The organism is Actinoplanes couchii, assembly GCF_016862075.1.
In the GTDB taxonomy this organism is placed as follows: domain Bacteria; phylum Actinomycetota; class Actinomycetes; order Mycobacteriales; family Micromonosporaceae; genus Actinoplanes; species Actinoplanes couchii.
The window spans coordinates 1-16,543 of record NZ_BOMG01000028.1 but is presented as its reverse complement, the minus strand read 5'-3'; the positions used below and the strand labels follow the sequence as shown (position 1 = coordinate 16,543).

18 protein-coding genes are annotated in these 16,543 nt (G+C 70.4%); 7 read left to right on the top strand and 11 right to left on the bottom strand.

Annotated elements, in window-relative coordinates:
- The first annotated feature begins 22 nt into the window (after positions 1-22).
- Positions 23-1,162 (top strand): DUF6986 family protein, encoded by a 1,140-nt coding sequence (locus Aco03nite_RS09120; RefSeq protein ID WP_203794348.1) that lies wholly within the window; start codon positions 23-25, stop codon positions 1,160-1,162.
- An 85-nt stretch (positions 1,163-1,247) separates the two neighbouring features.
- Entirely contained in the window at positions 1,248-1,907 is a 660-nt protein-coding gene (locus tag Aco03nite_RS09115; protein ID WP_203794347.1) for a hypothetical protein, read from the top strand.
- A gap of 114 nt (positions 1,908-2,021) precedes the next feature.
- Here Aco03nite_RS09115 and Aco03nite_RS09110 read toward each other — a convergent pair whose 3' ends face one another.
- Complete coding sequence (locus tag Aco03nite_RS09110) at positions 2,022-2,345, bottom strand: hypothetical protein (protein WP_203794346.1); 324 nt, start codon at positions 2,343-2,345, stop codon at positions 2,022-2,024.
- Here Aco03nite_RS09110 and Aco03nite_RS09105 point away from each other — a divergent pair.
- On the top strand, positions 2,331-2,999 hold the full coding sequence (locus Aco03nite_RS09105; protein WP_203794345.1) for a hypothetical protein: 669 nt from the start codon (positions 2,331-2,333) through the stop codon (positions 2,997-2,999). The two genes, Aco03nite_RS09110 and Aco03nite_RS09105, sit on opposite strands and share 15 nt — an antisense overlap.
- A gap of 22 nt (positions 3,000-3,021) precedes the next feature.
- On the opposite strand, the gene Aco03nite_RS09100 is transcribed toward Aco03nite_RS09105, so the two are convergent.
- Positions 3,022-3,444, bottom strand: coding sequence for a glutaredoxin family protein (locus Aco03nite_RS09100; protein WP_203794344.1), 423 nt, complete (start codon positions 3,442-3,444; stop codon positions 3,022-3,024).
- A gap of 110 nt (positions 3,445-3,554) precedes the next feature.
- Between Aco03nite_RS09100 and allB the strand changes: the two genes are divergently transcribed.
- The 3 genes from allB to Aco03nite_RS09085 all read left to right on the top strand — a co-directional run bounded on the left by allB (position 3,555) and on the right by Aco03nite_RS09085 (position 7,070).
- The gene (gene allB / locus Aco03nite_RS09095; RefSeq protein WP_203794343.1) at positions 3,555-4,871 is read left to right on the top strand and encodes an allantoinase AllB; all 1,317 of its coding nucleotides are present in this window, start codon (positions 3,555-3,557) and stop codon (positions 4,869-4,871) included.
- Positions 4,871-5,842 (top strand): allantoicase, encoded by a 972-nt coding sequence (gene alc / locus Aco03nite_RS09090; RefSeq protein ID WP_239145016.1) that lies wholly within the window; start codon positions 4,871-4,873, stop codon positions 5,840-5,842. The genes allB and alc overlap by 1 nt, the downstream gene beginning before the upstream one ends.
- Positions 5,843-5,936: 94 nt before the next feature.
- Positions 5,937-7,070, top strand: coding sequence for a protein-L-isoaspartate O-methyltransferase family protein (locus Aco03nite_RS09085; protein WP_203794342.1), 1,134 nt, complete (start codon positions 5,937-5,939; stop codon positions 7,068-7,070).
- 168 nt (positions 7,071-7,238) lie between these two features.
- On the opposite strand, the gene Aco03nite_RS09080 is transcribed toward Aco03nite_RS09085, so the two are convergent.
- The 6 genes from Aco03nite_RS09080 to Aco03nite_RS09055 form a co-directional block, all read right to left on the bottom strand.
- Entirely contained in the window at positions 7,239-7,880 is a 642-nt protein-coding gene (locus tag Aco03nite_RS09080) for a response regulator transcription factor (protein WP_203794341.1), read from the bottom strand.
- Positions 7,877-9,151: a sensor histidine kinase gene (locus Aco03nite_RS09075; protein ID WP_239145015.1), complete on the bottom strand. Its 1,275-nt coding sequence runs from the start codon at positions 9,149-9,151 to the stop codon at positions 7,877-7,879. Before Aco03nite_RS09075 ends, Aco03nite_RS09080 begins: the two co-directional genes overlap by 4 nt.
- A 75-nt stretch (positions 9,152-9,226) precedes the next feature.
- Entirely contained in the window at positions 9,227-10,801 is a 1,575-nt protein-coding gene (locus tag Aco03nite_RS09070) for a phospholipase D family protein (RefSeq protein ID WP_239145014.1), read from the bottom strand.
- 210 nt (positions 10,802-11,011) lie between these two features.
- Positions 11,012-12,226, bottom strand: a complete 1,215-nt coding sequence (locus Aco03nite_RS09065) for an aminopeptidase (protein ID WP_239145013.1) — start codon at positions 12,224-12,226, stop codon at positions 11,012-11,014.
- A gap of 6 nt (positions 12,227-12,232) precedes the next feature.
- Complete coding sequence (locus tag Aco03nite_RS09060) at positions 12,233-13,180, bottom strand: pirin family protein (RefSeq protein ID WP_203794339.1); 948 nt, start codon at positions 13,178-13,180, stop codon at positions 12,233-12,235.
- Between the two features lies 1 nt (position 13,181).
- Entirely contained in the window at positions 13,182-13,622 is a 441-nt protein-coding gene (locus Aco03nite_RS09055) for a MarR family winged helix-turn-helix transcriptional regulator (protein ID WP_203794338.1), read from the bottom strand.
- Between the two features lie 593 nt (positions 13,623-14,215).
- Here Aco03nite_RS09055 and Aco03nite_RS09050 point away from each other — a divergent pair.
- Positions 14,216-14,680, top strand: a complete 465-nt coding sequence (locus Aco03nite_RS09050) for a GNAT family N-acetyltransferase (protein ID WP_203794337.1) — start codon at positions 14,216-14,218, stop codon at positions 14,678-14,680.
- A gap of 398 nt (positions 14,681-15,078) precedes the next feature.
- Here the strand turns inward: Aco03nite_RS09050 and Aco03nite_RS54655 are convergent, their stop codons facing one another.
- From Aco03nite_RS54655 to Aco03nite_RS09035, 3 genes are all read right to left on the bottom strand, one after another.
- Entirely contained in the window at positions 15,079-15,693 is a 615-nt protein-coding gene (locus tag Aco03nite_RS54655) for a Clp protease N-terminal domain-containing protein (RefSeq protein WP_203794336.1), read from the bottom strand.
- Positions 15,694-15,695: 2 nt separating this feature from the next.
- Complete coding sequence (locus Aco03nite_RS09040; protein WP_092554955.1) at positions 15,696-15,932, bottom strand: helix-turn-helix domain-containing protein; 237 nt, start codon at positions 15,930-15,932, stop codon at positions 15,696-15,698.
- 205 nt (positions 15,933-16,137) lie between these two features.
- On the bottom strand, positions 16,138-16,392 hold the full coding sequence (locus tag Aco03nite_RS09035; protein ID WP_203794335.1) for a DUF3072 domain-containing protein: 255 nt from the start codon (positions 16,390-16,392) through the stop codon (positions 16,138-16,140).
- Between the last annotated feature and the right edge of the window lie 151 nt (positions 16,393-16,543).

Genomic DNA, 16,543 nt, shown 5'->3' with positions numbered 1-16,543 from the left:
GCCACCGAACAGGAGGCTGTCAATGGGTCTGAACGAGCAGGACTACGCCGACATCGACGCGAGCCTGGTCGCGCACGACGCGTTCCTGAAGGCCCGCTATCCGGGTGACCGGCCCGGCCGGCAGCCGGTGCACACCGTCTACATCCCGGCGGACAAGCTCGACGGCTTCCGCGACTGGGGCGATCACGCGCTGGACGCCATGCGGCGGCACGATTTCCCCTGGCCCGACGATCCCACCGTCCGCGACAAACTGGCCCGCGAGCCGATCGAGGATCTGCGGGTCGACTTCGAGGACGGTTACGGCGTCCGCGACGACGCCGAGGAGGACGCCGCCGTCCGCAAGGCCGCCGGGATCCTCACCGCCGGCCCGCGACCACCCTTCCTGGGCATCCGGATCAAATCCCTGGAAGCGCCGACCCGCCGGCGGTCGCTGCGCACGCTGGACCTCTTCCTGGACAGCTACGGGGCGCCGGTCAACGTCACCCTGCCCAAGGTCAGCGGTCCGGACCAGGTCAGCGCCATGGTCACCCTCTGCGAGAAGATCGAGCGGTCGTACGGTCTGAGCACCGGCGCCCTCACCTTCGAGATCCAGATCGAGCTGCCGTCCGCGGTGCTCGCCGCGGACGGGTCGGCCGTCGTCGCCCGGCTGATCACCGCGGCCGGCGGCCGGTGCACGGGGCTGCACTACGGCACCTACGACTACAGCGCCGCCGCCGGGGTGGCCGCCGCCTACCAGTCGATGGAGCATCCGGTCGCCGACTACGCCAAGGCGGTGATGCAGGCCGCCGCCGCGCAGACCGGGGTGCGACTCTCCGACGGGTCCACCAACATCCTGCCGGTCGGTGCGACGGCCGAGGTGCACGCGGCGTGGAAACTGCACCACAGGCTGGTCCGGCGTTCCCTGGAGAACGGCTACTACCAGGGCTGGGATCTGCACCCGGCGCAACTGGCGACCCGGTACGCGGCTACCTACGAGTTCTTCCGGGACGGCAGGGACGCCGCTGTCACCCGGTTGCACCGCTATCTGGACCGGCAGGACAGCGGCATCGCCGACGAACCGGCCACCGCCCGTGCCCTCGCCGGTTATCTGCTGCGGGGGCTGGACTGCGGGGCCCTCGACGACGCCGGGTTCCCACGGGAGCAGCTGACCGCGCTGGCCTGAGAACGGCGGGCCGCGACGTCGCTGCGACCGGGGGCGGGGCATCATTTCTGATACGCGAACGCGGCCGGCCACGGGGAGGACGGAAATGGGCTACAACACCGGATTCGATGGCAAGATCGAGATCGTTCCACCGCTGAATCCGCACGAGGTGGAATTCCTCGACAGGTTCGCCGAGACGCGGCATGTGGTCCGGGCCGAAGGGCCTTATGCGGTGTACGGGAACGACGCTCGTGATCAGCTGAGTAACGAGGTTTCACCGGAGCATCCCGGTTTCTGGTGTCAATGGGTTCCGACGGCTTCCGGGGATGCGTTGATCTACAACCAGGAGGAGAAGTTCTACTACTCCGAGACCTGGCTCGCCTATCTGATCGACACGTTTCTCCGGCCGGGTGCGGCTGTCACGGCCGAGCGTGCCGAGCCGGTTCCAGGACGGTTCTATCCGGCGGCGTTCGAGCATTTCACCTTTGATCACGTGCTCAATGGCGTGATCGATGCCGAGGGTGAGGAAGAGGACGATCTCTGGCGGATCGAGGTGCGGGACAACGTCGTTCATGTCGTCCGATTCGCCGAGGCTCCGGGTTATGACGAGATCGATCCGCGCAGCCCGGGTGAGTGGACGGGGGCGGAATGGGCCGAATATGAGGCTCGCACTCTCCGGAATCACGTTTCCGTGGTGAGCAACGGGGAGATCCGCCCCATCGGCCCGGCCGAGGAGAACGGATTCGCGCCGGTGGAAGCGCCGTGAGGCCATAGCCGCCGGGGCGGTCGGTGGTCTGCTGGTCGATCGATGTGCTGCCGAGTTCGCCCGCGGGCCGCGCGCTGGCCTGTGCGTTGCCGGGTCGGCCGGTGGGCTGGCGGGTCAGATCAGGGAGAACCAGGGGACCATCAGCAGGGCGGCCAGGGTCAGCCAGGTGGCGGTCTCGTCGTTTCCGCGGTTGGCGATGCGCACGGCCTGGTAGAGGAGGCCGCTGATGGCCAGGGTCAGGGCCGTGGCGGCGATTCCCGAGGCGTGGCCGGGGCGGGTCAGCCAGACGGGGGCCAGACCGATGAGCGCGACCGGGTCGATGACTGCCAGACCGGCCAGGGCGAAGACGATGATCCCGAGAATTGCCACGGCGATGCCGAGCGTGAGGTTGTTGGTGCCCTCGTTCATGCCGACGGTCCCGGGTTGCTGATCGGTCATGCCGCATTGCCTTTCCGAACGAAGCCGATGGATGAACGGCCGTGTGGAGGATCCGACCATAGCGGTCGTGCCAAATCCCGTGAAGGCCGAACCTTCCGGAGCCGGCGCGAGTACTACAGGGGGCATCGCTTCGAACGCTGGGAGGACGTCGTGCGGAATCGCCCCTGGAAACACGCGGCAAAGGTCGACCGCGCGGCGGAAAAGGATCACGTGGTGGGCACGAACCGCGCGGTGGAGCGAAGCCACGTGACCGAGAAGGGCCGCGCGTCGGAGACAAACCGTCCGGTGGAGACGTGCCGCGGGCCGGAGACGGGGCGGACAACGCAGGGCCGCTCTGCGTCCGCTCACCTGGCGGAGGACCGCTCAGCGGCGGGCTTCGTGACGGAGGACCGCTCAGCGGAGGGCCCCACGGTGGAGGGGAGACACGTCGAGCACACCTGCGCGCGGCCGTCCTGGGAGTGCCGGGCCTGTGGCCTTCCCTGGCCGTGTGCTCCGGCGAAGGTCTCGCTCGCGGACGGGGCGGACCGGGTGATGCTGATGATGTACATGTGGGGTCACCTCGACCACGCAATGACCGAATTGTCGCCGCGACCACCGGCGGAGATGTTCGACCGGTTCCTGAGCTGGACCGACGCGGAGCTGGTTCAGGCCTGAGACCAGGCTGGTGCCTGACGGGTCAGGACTGGGGTGTGGCCGGGAGGATCTGGTCGCGGAGCCAGGACGGGTCGGGGTTCACGTGGGCCTGGCCGCCGATGACCACCGTCGGCACTGTCTCGTCGCCGCCGGTGATCTTGCGGACGGCGGCTGCGGCGGACGGATCCTGCCAGATGTCGATCCAGTTCAGGCGGGTGGCCTCGGCGCCTAGCCGGGCCCGCAGCCGCAGGCAGAAGACGCAGCCGGGGCGCCAGTAGACGACCGGTCGGGAATCCGCGGCGGCGACGGCGCGCGGGAACGCCCGTGGCGACACCACGAAGGCGAGACCGAGGAAGACGACGAGCAGCAGGGCCGCGGTGCCGGGCGCCCCGTCGTTGCTCTTGACCACGGCGATCAACACGCCGCAGGTGGCGGTGAGCCCGGCGAGGCTCCAGCGTCGCAACATGGAGCGGCACGCTACTCCGCTACCGGCCGTGACGGCACACCCGACCGGTTTTCTGAACCCAGGCTGAAACTCACCGGCAGGCCGAAACAACCCGCCGATAAGGTCGGCTCATGGTTGATCTGGTGGTGCGGTCCCGGCGGGTGGTGCTCCCGGGCGGCGAGCGGTCGGCGTCGATCCTGATCGAGAGCGGGAAGATCACGGCAGTGTCGGACTACGACGCCCCGGTGGCCGCCGGGTCGGATGTGGACCTGGGGGACACCGCGCTGCTCCCGGGGCTGGTGGACACTCATGTGCACATCAACGAGCCGGGCCGGACCGAGTGGGAGGGCTTCGCCTCGGCGACCCGGGCGGCCGCGGCGGGCGGCGTCACCACGATCATCGACATGCCGCTGAACAGTCTGCCCCCGACGGTGACCACCGACGCGCTGGCGATCAAGCAGGCCGCCGCGACCGGGCAGTGTCACGTCGACGTCGGGTTCTGGGGCGGCGTGATCCCGGGCAACACCGCCGACCTGGCCGGGCTGCGCGAGGCCGGGGTCTTCGGGTTCAAGGCGTTCCTGGCCGACTCCGGGGTGCCGGAGTTCCCGCCGGTCGACGCGGCCCAGCTCGCCGAGGCGATGACCGCGGTGGACGCGCTGTTCGTGGTGCACGCCGAGGATCCGGATCATCTCCGGGAGGCGCGAAGTTCGGCGGCGTATGCCGATTTCCTGGCCTCCCGCCCGCAGGACGCCGAGCACGCCGCGGTCGCCACCGCGATCGCCGTGGCGCGCGGCAGCAGCCGGCGGGTGCACATCCTGCACCTCTCCGCGGCCTCCGCGCTGCCGCTGATCGCCCAGGCCAGGGCGGCCGGGGTCCGGGTGACCGCCGAGACCTGTCCGCACTACCTCACGCTGGATGCCGACGAGATCCCGGACGGCGCGACCGAGTTCAAGTGCTGCCCACCGATCCGCGACACCGAGAATGCGGATCGGCTCTGGGAGGCCCTCGCGGACGGCCTGATCACCTGCGTGGTGAGCGACCACTCGCCGTGCACCCCCGACCTGAAACGGCAGGACACCGGTGACTTCGCGGCCGCGTGGGGCGGGATCGCCTCGGTGCAGCTGGGTCTTCCGGTGATCTGGACCGCTGCCCAGGGCCGGGGACATACCCTCGCGGACGTGGTGAAGTGGATGGCGCGCCGCCCCGCCGACCTGGTGGGGCTGCGGGGCAAGGGGCGGATCGAGGTCGGGGCGGATGCCGATCTGGTGGCCTTCGACCCGGACGAGGAGTTCGTGGTGGACGCGCAGGCCCTGCACCACAGGAACCCGGTCACGCCGTACGCGGGAAGGAAGTTGCGGGGTGTGGTCCGCACCACCTGGTTGCGCGGGCGGACGGTGACCGGCAGTGACGCCGGCGGGCGGTTTCTGAAGAACTCGAAGGAGAACTGATGGATTTCAGCGCACTGCCCGATCTGGCGTCGCGGGCGTTCGGTGGCGGGGTCACGCACTTCAACGACGAGTTCTTCGCCGCCGCCGATCACCTGGTCCTGCCCGATCCGCCGGGGCACGCGCCGAAGACCTTCGACCACAAGGGACAGGTGTACGACGGCTGGGAGACCCGTCGCCGCCGGGATTCCGGGCACGACTTCGCGGTGGTCCGGCTCGGTGTCGCCGGGATCATCCACGGGGTCGACATCGACACCGCGTTCTTCACCGGGAACTATCCGCCGTTCGCGTCGGTGGAGGCCGCCGAGCTGTCCGGCTATCCGGGCCCGGCCGAGCTGGACGCCGCCGACTGGATCGAGATCCTGCCGAAGTCGCCGCTGAAAGGCGACGGCCGCAACCTGTACCCGGTGGAGGATCGTCGCCGGTTCACCCACGTTCGGCTCAACATCTTCCCGGATGGCGGGGTGGCCCGGCTGCGGGTGCACGGCGAGGCGGTGCCGGACCCGGATCTGTTGCCGAAGGTGTTCGACGTGGCCGCCGCGGAGTACGGGGCTACCGTCGTGGACTGCAGCAACATGTTCTACGGCAACCCGCAGCGGATGCTGATGCCCGGTCTGGCCCGCAACATGGGGGACGGATGGGAGACGTCGCGCCGCCGTGACGACGGCAACGACTGGGTGCTGATCCGGCTGGCCGCTCCGGCGGTGCTGCGCTTCGCCGACCTGGACACCAGCCATTTCAAGGGCAACGCGCCGGGCTGGGCCTCGCTCACCGGGTTCGACGACGAGGGGGTCGCCTACCCGCTGCTGACCAGGGCGGCGCTGCGGCCGGACACACCACACCGGTTCCCGGTGCCGAAGACGCCGCCGGTGAGCCAGGTGCGGCTGGACATCTTCCCGGACGGCGGCATGGCCCGGCTGCGCCTGCTCGGCCGAGCCGACCGGGACTTCCTCAAACACCGCCTGGGCCGATGATCGCGGGGCGGGTGGGGCGGTGGTGATCTGCGCTGGGTGCTAGATATTCATCGAGTTCACCTCGGGGTCGCTGGGGCTCCGTAACGTGGCGGGCATGGAGGATGCCCGCAGGCGCTTCGTCGATCTGATCCGGGCCGACGGGGTCGAGCTCTCGTCCGCGCTGGCCGAGGCGTTCGGGGCCGTGCCCCGGGAGGTCTTCGTGCCGGACGGGTTCCACCGGCGCGACGGGCGGCGGGTCGTGCCCGCGGACCGGGAGTTCCTTCCGGCCGTCTACAGCAACGACGTCCTGGTCACCAAGATGGACGGTGACGTTCCGATCAGTTCGTCGAGTCAGCCGTCGCTGATGGCTCTGATGATCGACGCGCTGGCGGTGCGGCCCGGCATGCGGGTGCTGGAGATCGGGGCGGGCACCGGGTACAACGCCGCGCTCCTCGCCACCCTCGGTGCGACGGTGACCACGGTGGACGTTCAGCCCGACGTCGCGGACCGGGCCAGGTCCGCGCTGGCCAGGGCGGCGATCGCGGGTGTACGGGTGGAGACGGCCGACGGATACACCGGTGGGCCGCCGGAGCGCTACGACCGGATCATCGTCACCGTGGGTGTCGCCGGGGTCTCGCCGCACTGGCTCGACCGGCTGGAACCGGGTGGCCGGGTCATCGTGCCGGTCGAGCATGCCGGTACCCATCCGGTACTGGACGTCCGGCCGATCGGTGATCCGGGCAGTGGGCTGGTCTCGGCGCGGGTGATCTGCGCGGCCGGGTTCATGAGTGCCGCCGGGCCGCTGACCGCCCGGCATGCCCGCAGTCACCCGCCGGCCGCGGTCGCGCTGGACGGGCTGACCCAGACGGCCCCGCCCCGGTGGCGGCCGCCGTTGGAGGCCCGTGCCTATCGTGATCTCTGGTACGCCGCCGGGGCCTGGCATCCCCGCACCAGTCAGGCTTCGATCGCCGGTCGTGAGTCGAGCTATCTGGCGATCCTCGACGACACCGGGGCGGCCGGGGCGGTGGTGCTGGCCGACGGTGCGGTGCTGGCCTCCGGGGACGCGGCGGAGCGTCACTCGGCGGTCGGTGTCGCGCTCGCCGACCGCTGGCAGGCACTGGACCGGCCGCCGATCGCCGCGTGGCGGGTCGGCCTCTCGCTGACCGGTGACCCCGACGCCCCGATCTGGGCCCCGTCGTCCTGGACCCTGGATCCCTTGCCGCGTTCGGCCGCAACCGAGGACGAATAGACCCGGACAAGAAGCAAACCCGCGGACGACGGGCGCTGGGGAAGGTAAGGGACGCGGCGGGTGAGGCCCGGAGGAAGCCGGGTCAGCGGGCAAGTAGGGGACGGTGGCGGCCGGAGGAAGCCGGGTCAGCGGGCAAGTAGGGGACGGTGGCGGCCGGAGGGGGCCGGGTCAGCGGGCCCGCAGGTAGGTGAGTACGGCCAGGACCCGGCGGTTGGTGTCGTCGGTCGGGGGTAGGCCCAGCTTGGCCAGGATGTTGCCGACGTGTTTGCCGACTGCTGGGTCGCTGATGTGCAGGGCCGCGCCGATGGCCGAATTCGATCGGCCCTCGGCGATCAGGGACAGGACTTCGCGTTCGCGGGTGGACAGGCCGGCCAGCGGATCCTGGGGGCGGCTGATCAGGCGGCGCACCACGTCGGGATCGACCACGGTGCCGCCGGCCACCACGGTGCGCAGGGCGGCCACGAACTCGGCGATGTCGGCCACCCGGTCCTTGAGCAGGTAGCCGACCGCGTCACCGGTGCCGATCAGGCCGGCCGCGTACTCCTGCTGCACGTACTGGCTGAGCACCACGATCGGCAGTCCGGGGTGGTCCTTGCGTAGGCGTACCGCCGCAAGCAGTCCTTCGTCCTTGAATGTCGGTGGCATCTTGATGTCGGTGATCACCAGGTCGGGGGAGTGCTCCTTGACCGCGGTCACCAGCTCCTCGGCGTCGCCGACGGCGGCGGCCACCTCGAACCCGAACCGCTGCAGCACCCCGACGATGCCTTCCCGCAGCAGGACACCGTCCTCGGCCAGGACCACCCGGGTCACAACTCGACCCGCAGCAGGGTGGGGCCGCCGGCGGGGCTGGCCAGCAGCAGTTTCCCGTCCACGGCGGCGACCCGGTCGGCCAGCCCGGTGAGCCCGCTGCCGTGCGCCGGATCGGCACCGCCCCGGCCGTCGTCCTGGATCTCCAGCACGAGCCCCTCGTGACCGGATCGGGTCAGCCGGATCTGTACCGACGTGGCGTGCGCGTGTTTGGCGACGTTGGTCAGCGCCTCGGCGGCCACGAAGTACGCGGTCGTCTCGATCCGTTCGGGCAGCCGGTCCAGAAGTTCGGCCGCGTCGACCGCCACCGGCACCGGCGAACTGGCCGCCAGCTCCCACAGCGCGGCCGGTAGACCGAGGTCGCCGAGGGTCTGTGGGCGGATCCCGTGCACCAGATCCCGCAGCACCACCATCAGCTCCTTCGCCTGGTCGTGGGCCTGGGTGAGCGGCGCGGCGGCCGGCGAGTCGGCGGGCACGTCGAGGCGGGCCATGCCCAGGTGCAGGGTCAGGCTGGTGAGCCGGTGCTGCGCGCCGTCGTGCAGGTCCCGTTCGATCCGGCGGCGTTCGGCGTCGAACGCGTCGGCCAGCCGGGCCCGGGACTGCGCCACCTCACCGAGCTGGTTGCGCAGCGCGTCGCCGCTGTTACCGAGCAGTTTTCGGGACAGGGCACCGTGCGCGGCCGCCAGAGCGCCGGCCAGGTAGAGCCCGGCCGGGATCAGGACGATGCCGAGCAGCATGAACGGCACCGACCCGGGCCCGCCGTTGATCACCACGTCACCGAGGGTCCACTCGGCGAGCCAGGGGCTGACCAGCAGTGTCACCTGCAGGGCGAGCAACGCGCCGCCGAGCACCATCAGCGGGGGAGTGACCAGGGAGAGCACCACTCCGTAGAGGACGGCGCGCCAGGTCGACTCGGCGAAGAGGATGTCTCTCGGGTGGGCGTTGGCGGGGTGCCGGGGCGCGGCCAGGGGACGCCCGTCGATCAGCCGGAGGCAGCGCCGCGCGATCGCGGCCAGCGGGAGCGCCACCACCGGCCCTACCGTGCCGATGAGGCCGAGACCGAGCGCCATGAAGAGGAAGACGATCAGGCCGAGGTGGTTCCCCGCGATCAGGCGCTGGCCGGCGATCAGCCAGGGCAGCATCGTCAGCCAGAAGACGAACGCGAGCGGCACGGCGAACAACAGGACGGTCGCGAGATGGCCGGCCGCCCGCCACGGCCAGCTGGTGAACAGGTATCGGCGGTCTTTCAGGGCCGGAGCGAGGTGGTCGTTCACCCGCTCAAGGTAGCCATCGGGCGGTGCCCCGGCCCAGCCGTCCAGACCCCCGGAACCGGGTATGGCCAGCTATACCTACCACGTCCCGGACCGTCGTTCGCGCCACGGCCGGCCGTCCGGATCGTAGATCAGCCGGTACGCCGGAAGCGCCCACAACCGCTGGTGCCAGGGCATCGGCGAGGTCTCGTGCGGGATCAGTCGCCCCGGCGGGCGGGGCCCTTTCCGGCCGGCGTCCCGCCAGTCCCGCAACCGGTCGGCGGCGCTCGTCATCGCCTCGATGGCCGTCGACGGATCGAGGAGGTCGTCGTCCTCTCCCGGCGTACGATCAAGGTGCTCTCTGATCAGGGACAACCGCAGGTCGCGCGGGAAACGCCGGGCACCGTCACCCAGGCGTGCCGGATCGGTGGGTTCCCGGTCGTCGCGGGTCTCGTCGAGCACCGCGCAGGACAACTCGCTGTCGTGCGTCCACGATCGACGGTTGAAGTTGTCGCTGCCCACGCTGCACCACACGTCGTCGATGACACAGACCTTCGCGTGTACGTAGATCGGGGTGCCGGCGTGGTTCTCCAGATCGAACACGTGCACCCGGTCGGCGGCGGCCCGTTTGCACAGCTCGATGGCCTGCTCCCGGCCGACCTGGTTCGGTGGCAGGGCGAAACCGCCGTCCACGTCCGGATGCCGCGGCACCACGGCGACCAGGTGCAGCTCCGGGTTCTCCCGCATCGCCTCGGCGAACAGCTGCGCGACCTCCTTGGACCACAGGTACTGGTCCTCCAGGTAGATCAACCGCCGGGCCCGCTTGATCGCCTTCGTGTAGCCGCGGGCCACGCTGCGTTCACCGAGCTTCGCGAACCCGTACGGCGGGCGCATCGCCGGGTAGGTACGCAGCACCTGAACCGTCTGGGTACCGCACTCGGGCGGGTCCGGCGGCTGCTCGGGCAGCGGATCGGGCGTCATGTCCTCGCCGCGCAGCCGATCGGTGATCGTCGAGATCGGCCCGTTCTGATCGAGCGGCACCCGGTCGGTCCAGCGCTCCCGGAACGTCTGGTCGAGAGTGCCGACGACCGGCCCGCGCAGGGCCAGCTGGATGTCGTGCCAGGGCGGATTCGACCCGTACATGGTCGCCATGGAGACCGCCTGCGGATCGCCGTGATGCTCGGCCGAGTCCCGGCGGCTGTGACACAGGTCGATGCCACCGGCGAACGCGATGTCCGATTCCGGTCGCCCCGGATGCCGCAGCACGACCAGTTTCTGATGGTGCGAACCACCCCGGCGGACGCGCTGATCGAGCAGCACCTCACCACCGGCCGCCTCGATGTCGTCGCTGAGGTTCCGGTTCTCCTCCTGGCTGTACGCCAGCTTGTCCAGATGGGACCGCCAGAGCAGACCCTTGACGATCACACCCCGTTTCGCCGCCGCCGCGAACAGCTCCGCGACGGTCGGCCCGTCGTCCCGGGTCCGCTCGTCCGGGTCGCCCCGCCAGTCGGTGAAGAACAGGTGATCACCGGACTCCAGCGCCTCGATCTCGGTCACCAACCGATCGAAGTAACTTTGCCCGTGAATCAGTGGCTCGACCGTGTTTCCGGTGTTCCATATGGGTATGGAGGTGTCCGGGTTGCCACGTTCATCCGCGGTCAAAAGCCATGACACGGCAGTCCCTCCGAGGTCGACGACGCCCTCACCGTAAGCCTCCCGACCGCTGCCCGCATCCGCAGCGGCACCCCCCGACCTTGGCGGAGGAACACCCATGAGCACCGAGCCGCTGACCACTGTCACCCCGACCGATTCCGCCGAGAAGGGCCTGCTCATCGCGGTCCTGCTGCTGGTGCTCATGGGCGCTGGAGCGATGCTCCTGATGAGCTAGAGCACCCACTGTTCGTCGCGAATGATCTCGGTCACGCCTTTCGGACCGGTACCGGTCACGGTGATGCCGTCGCCACCGATCACCACATCGGTGTGCAGGGTCGACGAGTTCAGTCCCAGCGTCTCCCGCTCGGCCGGCGACTTGGCCAGACCGTCCGGCACCGCGAACGGGAAACTCGACCCCCAGGCCACGTGACAGCCGGCGTTCTCGTCGAAGAGCGTGTTGTGGAAGACGATGCCCGCCCGGGCGATCCGGCTGTCCCGGTCCACCAGGGAGACCTCACCCAGGAAACGCGCACCCGGGTCGGAGTCCAGCTGAGCACGCACCGCGTCGGCGCCGGAATCCGCCGACACCTCCACGATCCGCCCACCGGACAGCACCAGCCGCAGGCCGAGAACCAGCTGACCGTTAAGCACCAGGGGCTTCGTCACCCGGAGCGTGCCCTCGGCGGTCAGCCGGTCGGGGCTGGTGAACACCTCCTCGGTGGGGATGTTCGGCAGGTACGGGACACCGGCCGCGTCGATCATGCCGCCACCGGTCCAGATGCAGCCGGGGATCAGGCCGACCGTCAGATCGGTGCCCGGCCCCTGGTACCGGATCGAGGTCAGCTCCAGCGCGTCCAGCGTCGAGGCGCGGCCGGCCAGCGTCGCCGCACGCTCCTGCCAGGCGGCCGCCGGGTCCTCGGCGTCCAGCCGCATCGCCGTGGCCACCGCCTCCCACAGCCGCTCGGTGTCCGGCTCGCCGAAGACCTGCTCGGCCCAGCCCGGATTGGGCGCGCCCACCGCCGTCCACCGCAGCCGGCCCATCGTCGCCTCGCGCATCGCCCGGGTCTCCCCGGTCCGGTTCGACGCCGCCTTCGCCGGATCGGTGCCGTCCAGCACGTGCGGGTTCGGGTCGCCGAGCAGGGTGATCGCGGCGATGCCCTCCTCGGACCACTCCCGGACCCGCTGCAGCGCCCAGCCGCGGGTGGCGGTCAACTGCTCCAGGCTGGAGTGCGTCACGGCGGACCGGCGCATCGGCCCGTCCGTCCAGAGCGGCTCCACCCAGGCGGCGCCCGCGGCGTAGGCCGCCTCGACCACCGCGCGGGCGATCTCCAGGTGCGCGGTGTCGGTGCGCAGAATGACTCCCTGTCCGGGCTGGACATTGACGCCAGCCCGGACCACGACGTCAGCGAATCGCTGGATCCGGTCCATGCCGCCCAGCGTAGTCATGCACGCTCAGTCGGTGTGCGGCACGCGCCCGGCCGGGATGACGCCGAGCCGGCCCTTCTGGAAGTCCTCGAAGGCCTGCTTCAGCTCCTCCTGGGTGTTCATCACGAACGGGCCGTAGTGCGCGATCGGCTCCCGGATCGGCCGGCCACCCATGATGAACAGGTCAAGTTCGGTCTTCGCCTCGACCCGGATCGCGTCACCGGGGCCGTGCGTGGCCAGCTGGCCCAGGTGGAACGGCCGCAGATCGGAGCCCACCCAGCCCTCGCCGCTCAGCGCGTAGACCAGCGCGTTGTAGTCGGGCTGCCACGGCAGATCCAGCCGCGAACCGGGCTGCATCGTGACGTGCGCGAGGTTGATCGGGGTGAAGGTGGACCCCGGCCCGGCGTGCCCGGCGACCTCGCCGGCGATCACCCGGATCAGCGCGCCGCCGTCCGGAGTCGTCAGCAGAGCCGCCTTCGAACCACGGATGTCCTGATATTTCGGGTCGATCATCTTCGACGCCCGCGGCAGGTTCACCCACAGCTGCAGGCCGTGGAACAGGCCGCCGCTGGTCACCAGGTGCTCCGGCGGGGTCTCGATGTGCAGGATCCCGGAACCGGCGGTCATCCACTGGGTGTCACTGTTCTGGATCGAACCGCCGCTGCCCAGCGAATCCTGATGGTCCATGATCCCGTCGATCATGTAGGTGACCGTCTCGAAACCGCGGTGCGGGTGCCACGGGGTGCCCTTCGGCTCGCCCGGCGCGTAATCCACCTCGCCCATCTGGTCCAGGTGGATGAACGGATCCAACTCGGTCATCGGGACGCCGGCGAAAGCGCGCCGGACCGGGAAACCCTCGCCCTCGTAACCCTGCGGCGCGGTGGTCAGCCGGCGGACCGGGCGGACCTCGGCGGACAGATCCAGCTTCGGCAGACGGGGCAGCACGAGGACGTCGTCGACGGTGATGGCAGGCATGTCACACGCTCCTAATCTTGGCGAAGACGCGACCGATCACGGCCAGTTCCTCGTCGTCCAGGTGATCGATGAAGGCTTTGCGAACAGTGTCCAGATGGGCCGGGGCGGCGTCGCGCAACGTCGAGACGCCCAGCTCGGTGAGCACGGCCTCCTGGCCACGCCCGTCGTCGGGACAACTCTCCTTGCGCACCAGACCGCGTTTGATCATCGAGTTGATCTGATAGGTGATCCGGCTCGGTGACAGCACCAGGCGGCTGGCCAGCTCGCCCATGCGGATCCGGCGGTCGGGCGCGTCGACCAGCGCGACCAGGACGTGGTAATCATTCATGCTCAGCCCGGTGGCGGCCCGCAGCTCGTCCTCGAGGCGGGTGTGCAGGGCCCACGAGCTCTCGATGAAGCTGCGCCAGTGCGCGAGCTGTGTCCCGGTCAGCGGTTCGGCCATGCCCAGAACATACTCCTTAAAATCTGAAACTTCAAATCTGAAAAAAGTGTCGACGGGAAGTTTTGGGCGCGAGAAGCCTGCCGCGGGAAGGCTGGGCAAGCGCCGCAAGCGCCGCAAGCGCCGCAAGCGCCGCAAGCGCCGCAAGCGCCGCAAGCGCCGCGGGAGCTGCGGGGGCCGCGGGGGCCGCGGGGGCCGCGGGGGCCGCGGGGGCCGCGAGCCAGGGCGGGCCGGGTGTGAGCCGGGTGTGAGCGGTGGGAAGTCGGGTTCGAATCGTGGGAAGGCTGGGCGGGAGCCGTGGGAAGGCCGGATGAGAACCGCGGGGCCGGGGATGAGCCGCGGGCGGGCCGGGGGATGGACCGCTCGAGCCGGTTTCGCCCTGCCCGACCCGGCCCGGGACGTCGGCGTGCGGGCCGTGGGTGGGCCGGGTGCGAGGCGTGGGAAAGTCGGGCGCGGGCCGCAGGTAGGCCGGGTGGAAGCCGTGGGTAGGCCGGGTGCGGGCCGCGGAAAGGTCGGGTGCGGGCCGTGGGAAAGTCGGGTGCGGGCCGTGGGAAAGTCGGGTGAGAGATGTCTGGTGTGCGCCGTAAGGTGCGACCGTGAAGATTCGCCTGGCCACTCCGGCCGACGCCGACGAACTGGTCCGACTGCGCGGGATCATGCTGGGGTCGGTCAGTAGGACGGACTGGGACGACGACTGGCGCGAGCCGGCCCGGGAGTCCCTGATCCGCCGCCTCGCCGCCGCCGAGCCCGTCCTGGCCGCCGCGGTCGCCGAACGCCCCGACGGCTCCGGCCTGGCCGCCTCCGCGGTCGGCCTCATCGAGGAACGCCTTGGCGGCCCCGGCAACCCCGGCGGCCGGGTCGGCTACATCTTCAGCGTGGTGACCGATCCTGATATGCGCCGCCGGGGTTACTCCCGCGCCTGTGTGGAAGCACTGCTGGAGTGGTTCCGCACCCGGGGCGTCCCGGTCGCCGACCTGCGCGCGTCCCCCGACGGCGAACCCCTTTACACCTCGCTGGGGTTCGCCCGCACGTCCGACCCGGCGATGAGAATGCGCCTTTAACCCCTATTTTGTACGCCACTGCAAGGCTCTGCCCCGACGACGCGAGGCGGGCGGAACTACAGACCGCCCCGCGTCCGCCGGGCCGATAGCGGTGGTCGAGGTTCAGACAGCCCGCGGCTCAGACAGCCCGCGGCTCAGGCAGCCCGCGGCTCAGGCAGCCCGCGGCTCAGGCAGCCCGCGGCTCAGGCAGCCCGCGGCTCAGACAGCCCGCAGCTCAGACAGCTGGCAGGCTCAGGCAGCCGGCAAGTTCAAACAGCCTGCGGCTCAGGCAGCTGGCAGGTTCAGGCAGCTGGCAGGTTGAGGCGACCCGCGGCCCGCAGTCCGCGGCTCAGGCAGCCGACAGGCTTAGGCAGCCGACAGGCCCAGGTGGCTGGTGGGCTCAGGTGGCCGGGGTGTGTTCAGGCCGCCGGCGTGTTCAGTGACTCGGTGAGCCGTTCGCGGACGGTGTCGAAGTCGACACCCCGTTCGGCCAGGATCAGCATCGCCAGGCCCTGGCCCTCGCGCAGGATGCCCAGCATGATGTGCTCCGGCGCGATGTAGTTGTGCTTGAGCCGGAGCGCCTCACGCAACGCCAGCTCGAGCACCTTCTTGTTCCGTGCCGTGAACGGCCGGTGACCGGTCCCGGCGGTGAACCGTCCGAAGATCCCCTTCTTCTTCGCCGGCGGCCGGGGGAGACGGAGCGCGCCGGCCCCGAAATTCTCCTCGATGGCGGCCCGCACCGCGTCCAGGTCGATGCCGATCGACTTGAGAACGGCGGCGTCCTCGGCGTCCCGGTCGGCGACCGACGCGGTCCCGCTGCGATCGCCGACGTGCCTGACGATCGCGGCCCGGACATATTCCTCGTCGACCTCGCCGGCCGCACCGCGCAGCGCGTCCCGAATCGTCGCGTCGGTGCCGGCGACCAGCGCCAGCAGGGTGTGCTCGGTGCCGATGTAGTCGTGGCCCAGCGCCGCCGCCTGTTGCTGGGCGCCGATCACGGTGTCGCGGGCGGCCTTGGTGAATCGCTCGAACATCGTCAGTCCTTCCTCGGGTCCGGCATCGGCATCAGACGGGCGTGCTTCTTGTGCACACCCTGTCGGGTCACATCGAGGGCGTCGGCGATCTCCTGCCAGGACCATCCCCTGGCCCGGGCGTTGGCGACCTGAAGTTGCTCCAGGCCCTCCAGCAGTCGCCGCAACGCCACCACCGCCCGGAGCCCGACCCGTGGATCGGTGCTGCCGGCGGCCGCCGCAAGCTCGGTAGCCTCACTCATGCCGTCAACTTACGTTGACACTCGAGGTCTTGTCAACCCGAGTTGACGAAGAGGGCGAACGGCCACCTCCGGCTGGGAATACTGGGCAACCGTCTCCCGGACCGCGGCGACGATCGGCCCGTCCGCTTCGACGAGGGGCCCCTCGAGCACAAAACCCGGACCCACCACGAGTTCCGTGGTGGGTCCGGGTGCGGGCGGCGTACGGTCAGGCGCCCCGGCCGGTCTTCTCCTGCAGTTCGTCGATCTTGCGGGAGGCGTCCGCCTTCGTCAGGCCGTCGGGGACCTCCTCGTGCGCCTCGCTCGCCAGCGTGTGCAGGTAGGACTCCTGGGCCCCGGTCGCCGGCTGGTCCCCGGTGGTCCAGTCGGCCGGGTCCTTGATCGTGTTGCCGGTGCTCGCGTCGCCGGAATCCGAATCCGGCTTGCCGGCGGCGGCGGTGGTGGTGCTCGTCTTGTCGGCCATGACGGCGTCCTTCCCGTGCGGAGTTCGAACATCTGTGCCGATACCCCTGGTCAACGCGTTCCATGCCACCCGGACGGTCACCGTCCGGAGGAATCCGAACCGCGCCGCCGCGGTGAATCCGGACCGTGCCGCCGCGGTGAATCCGGACCGC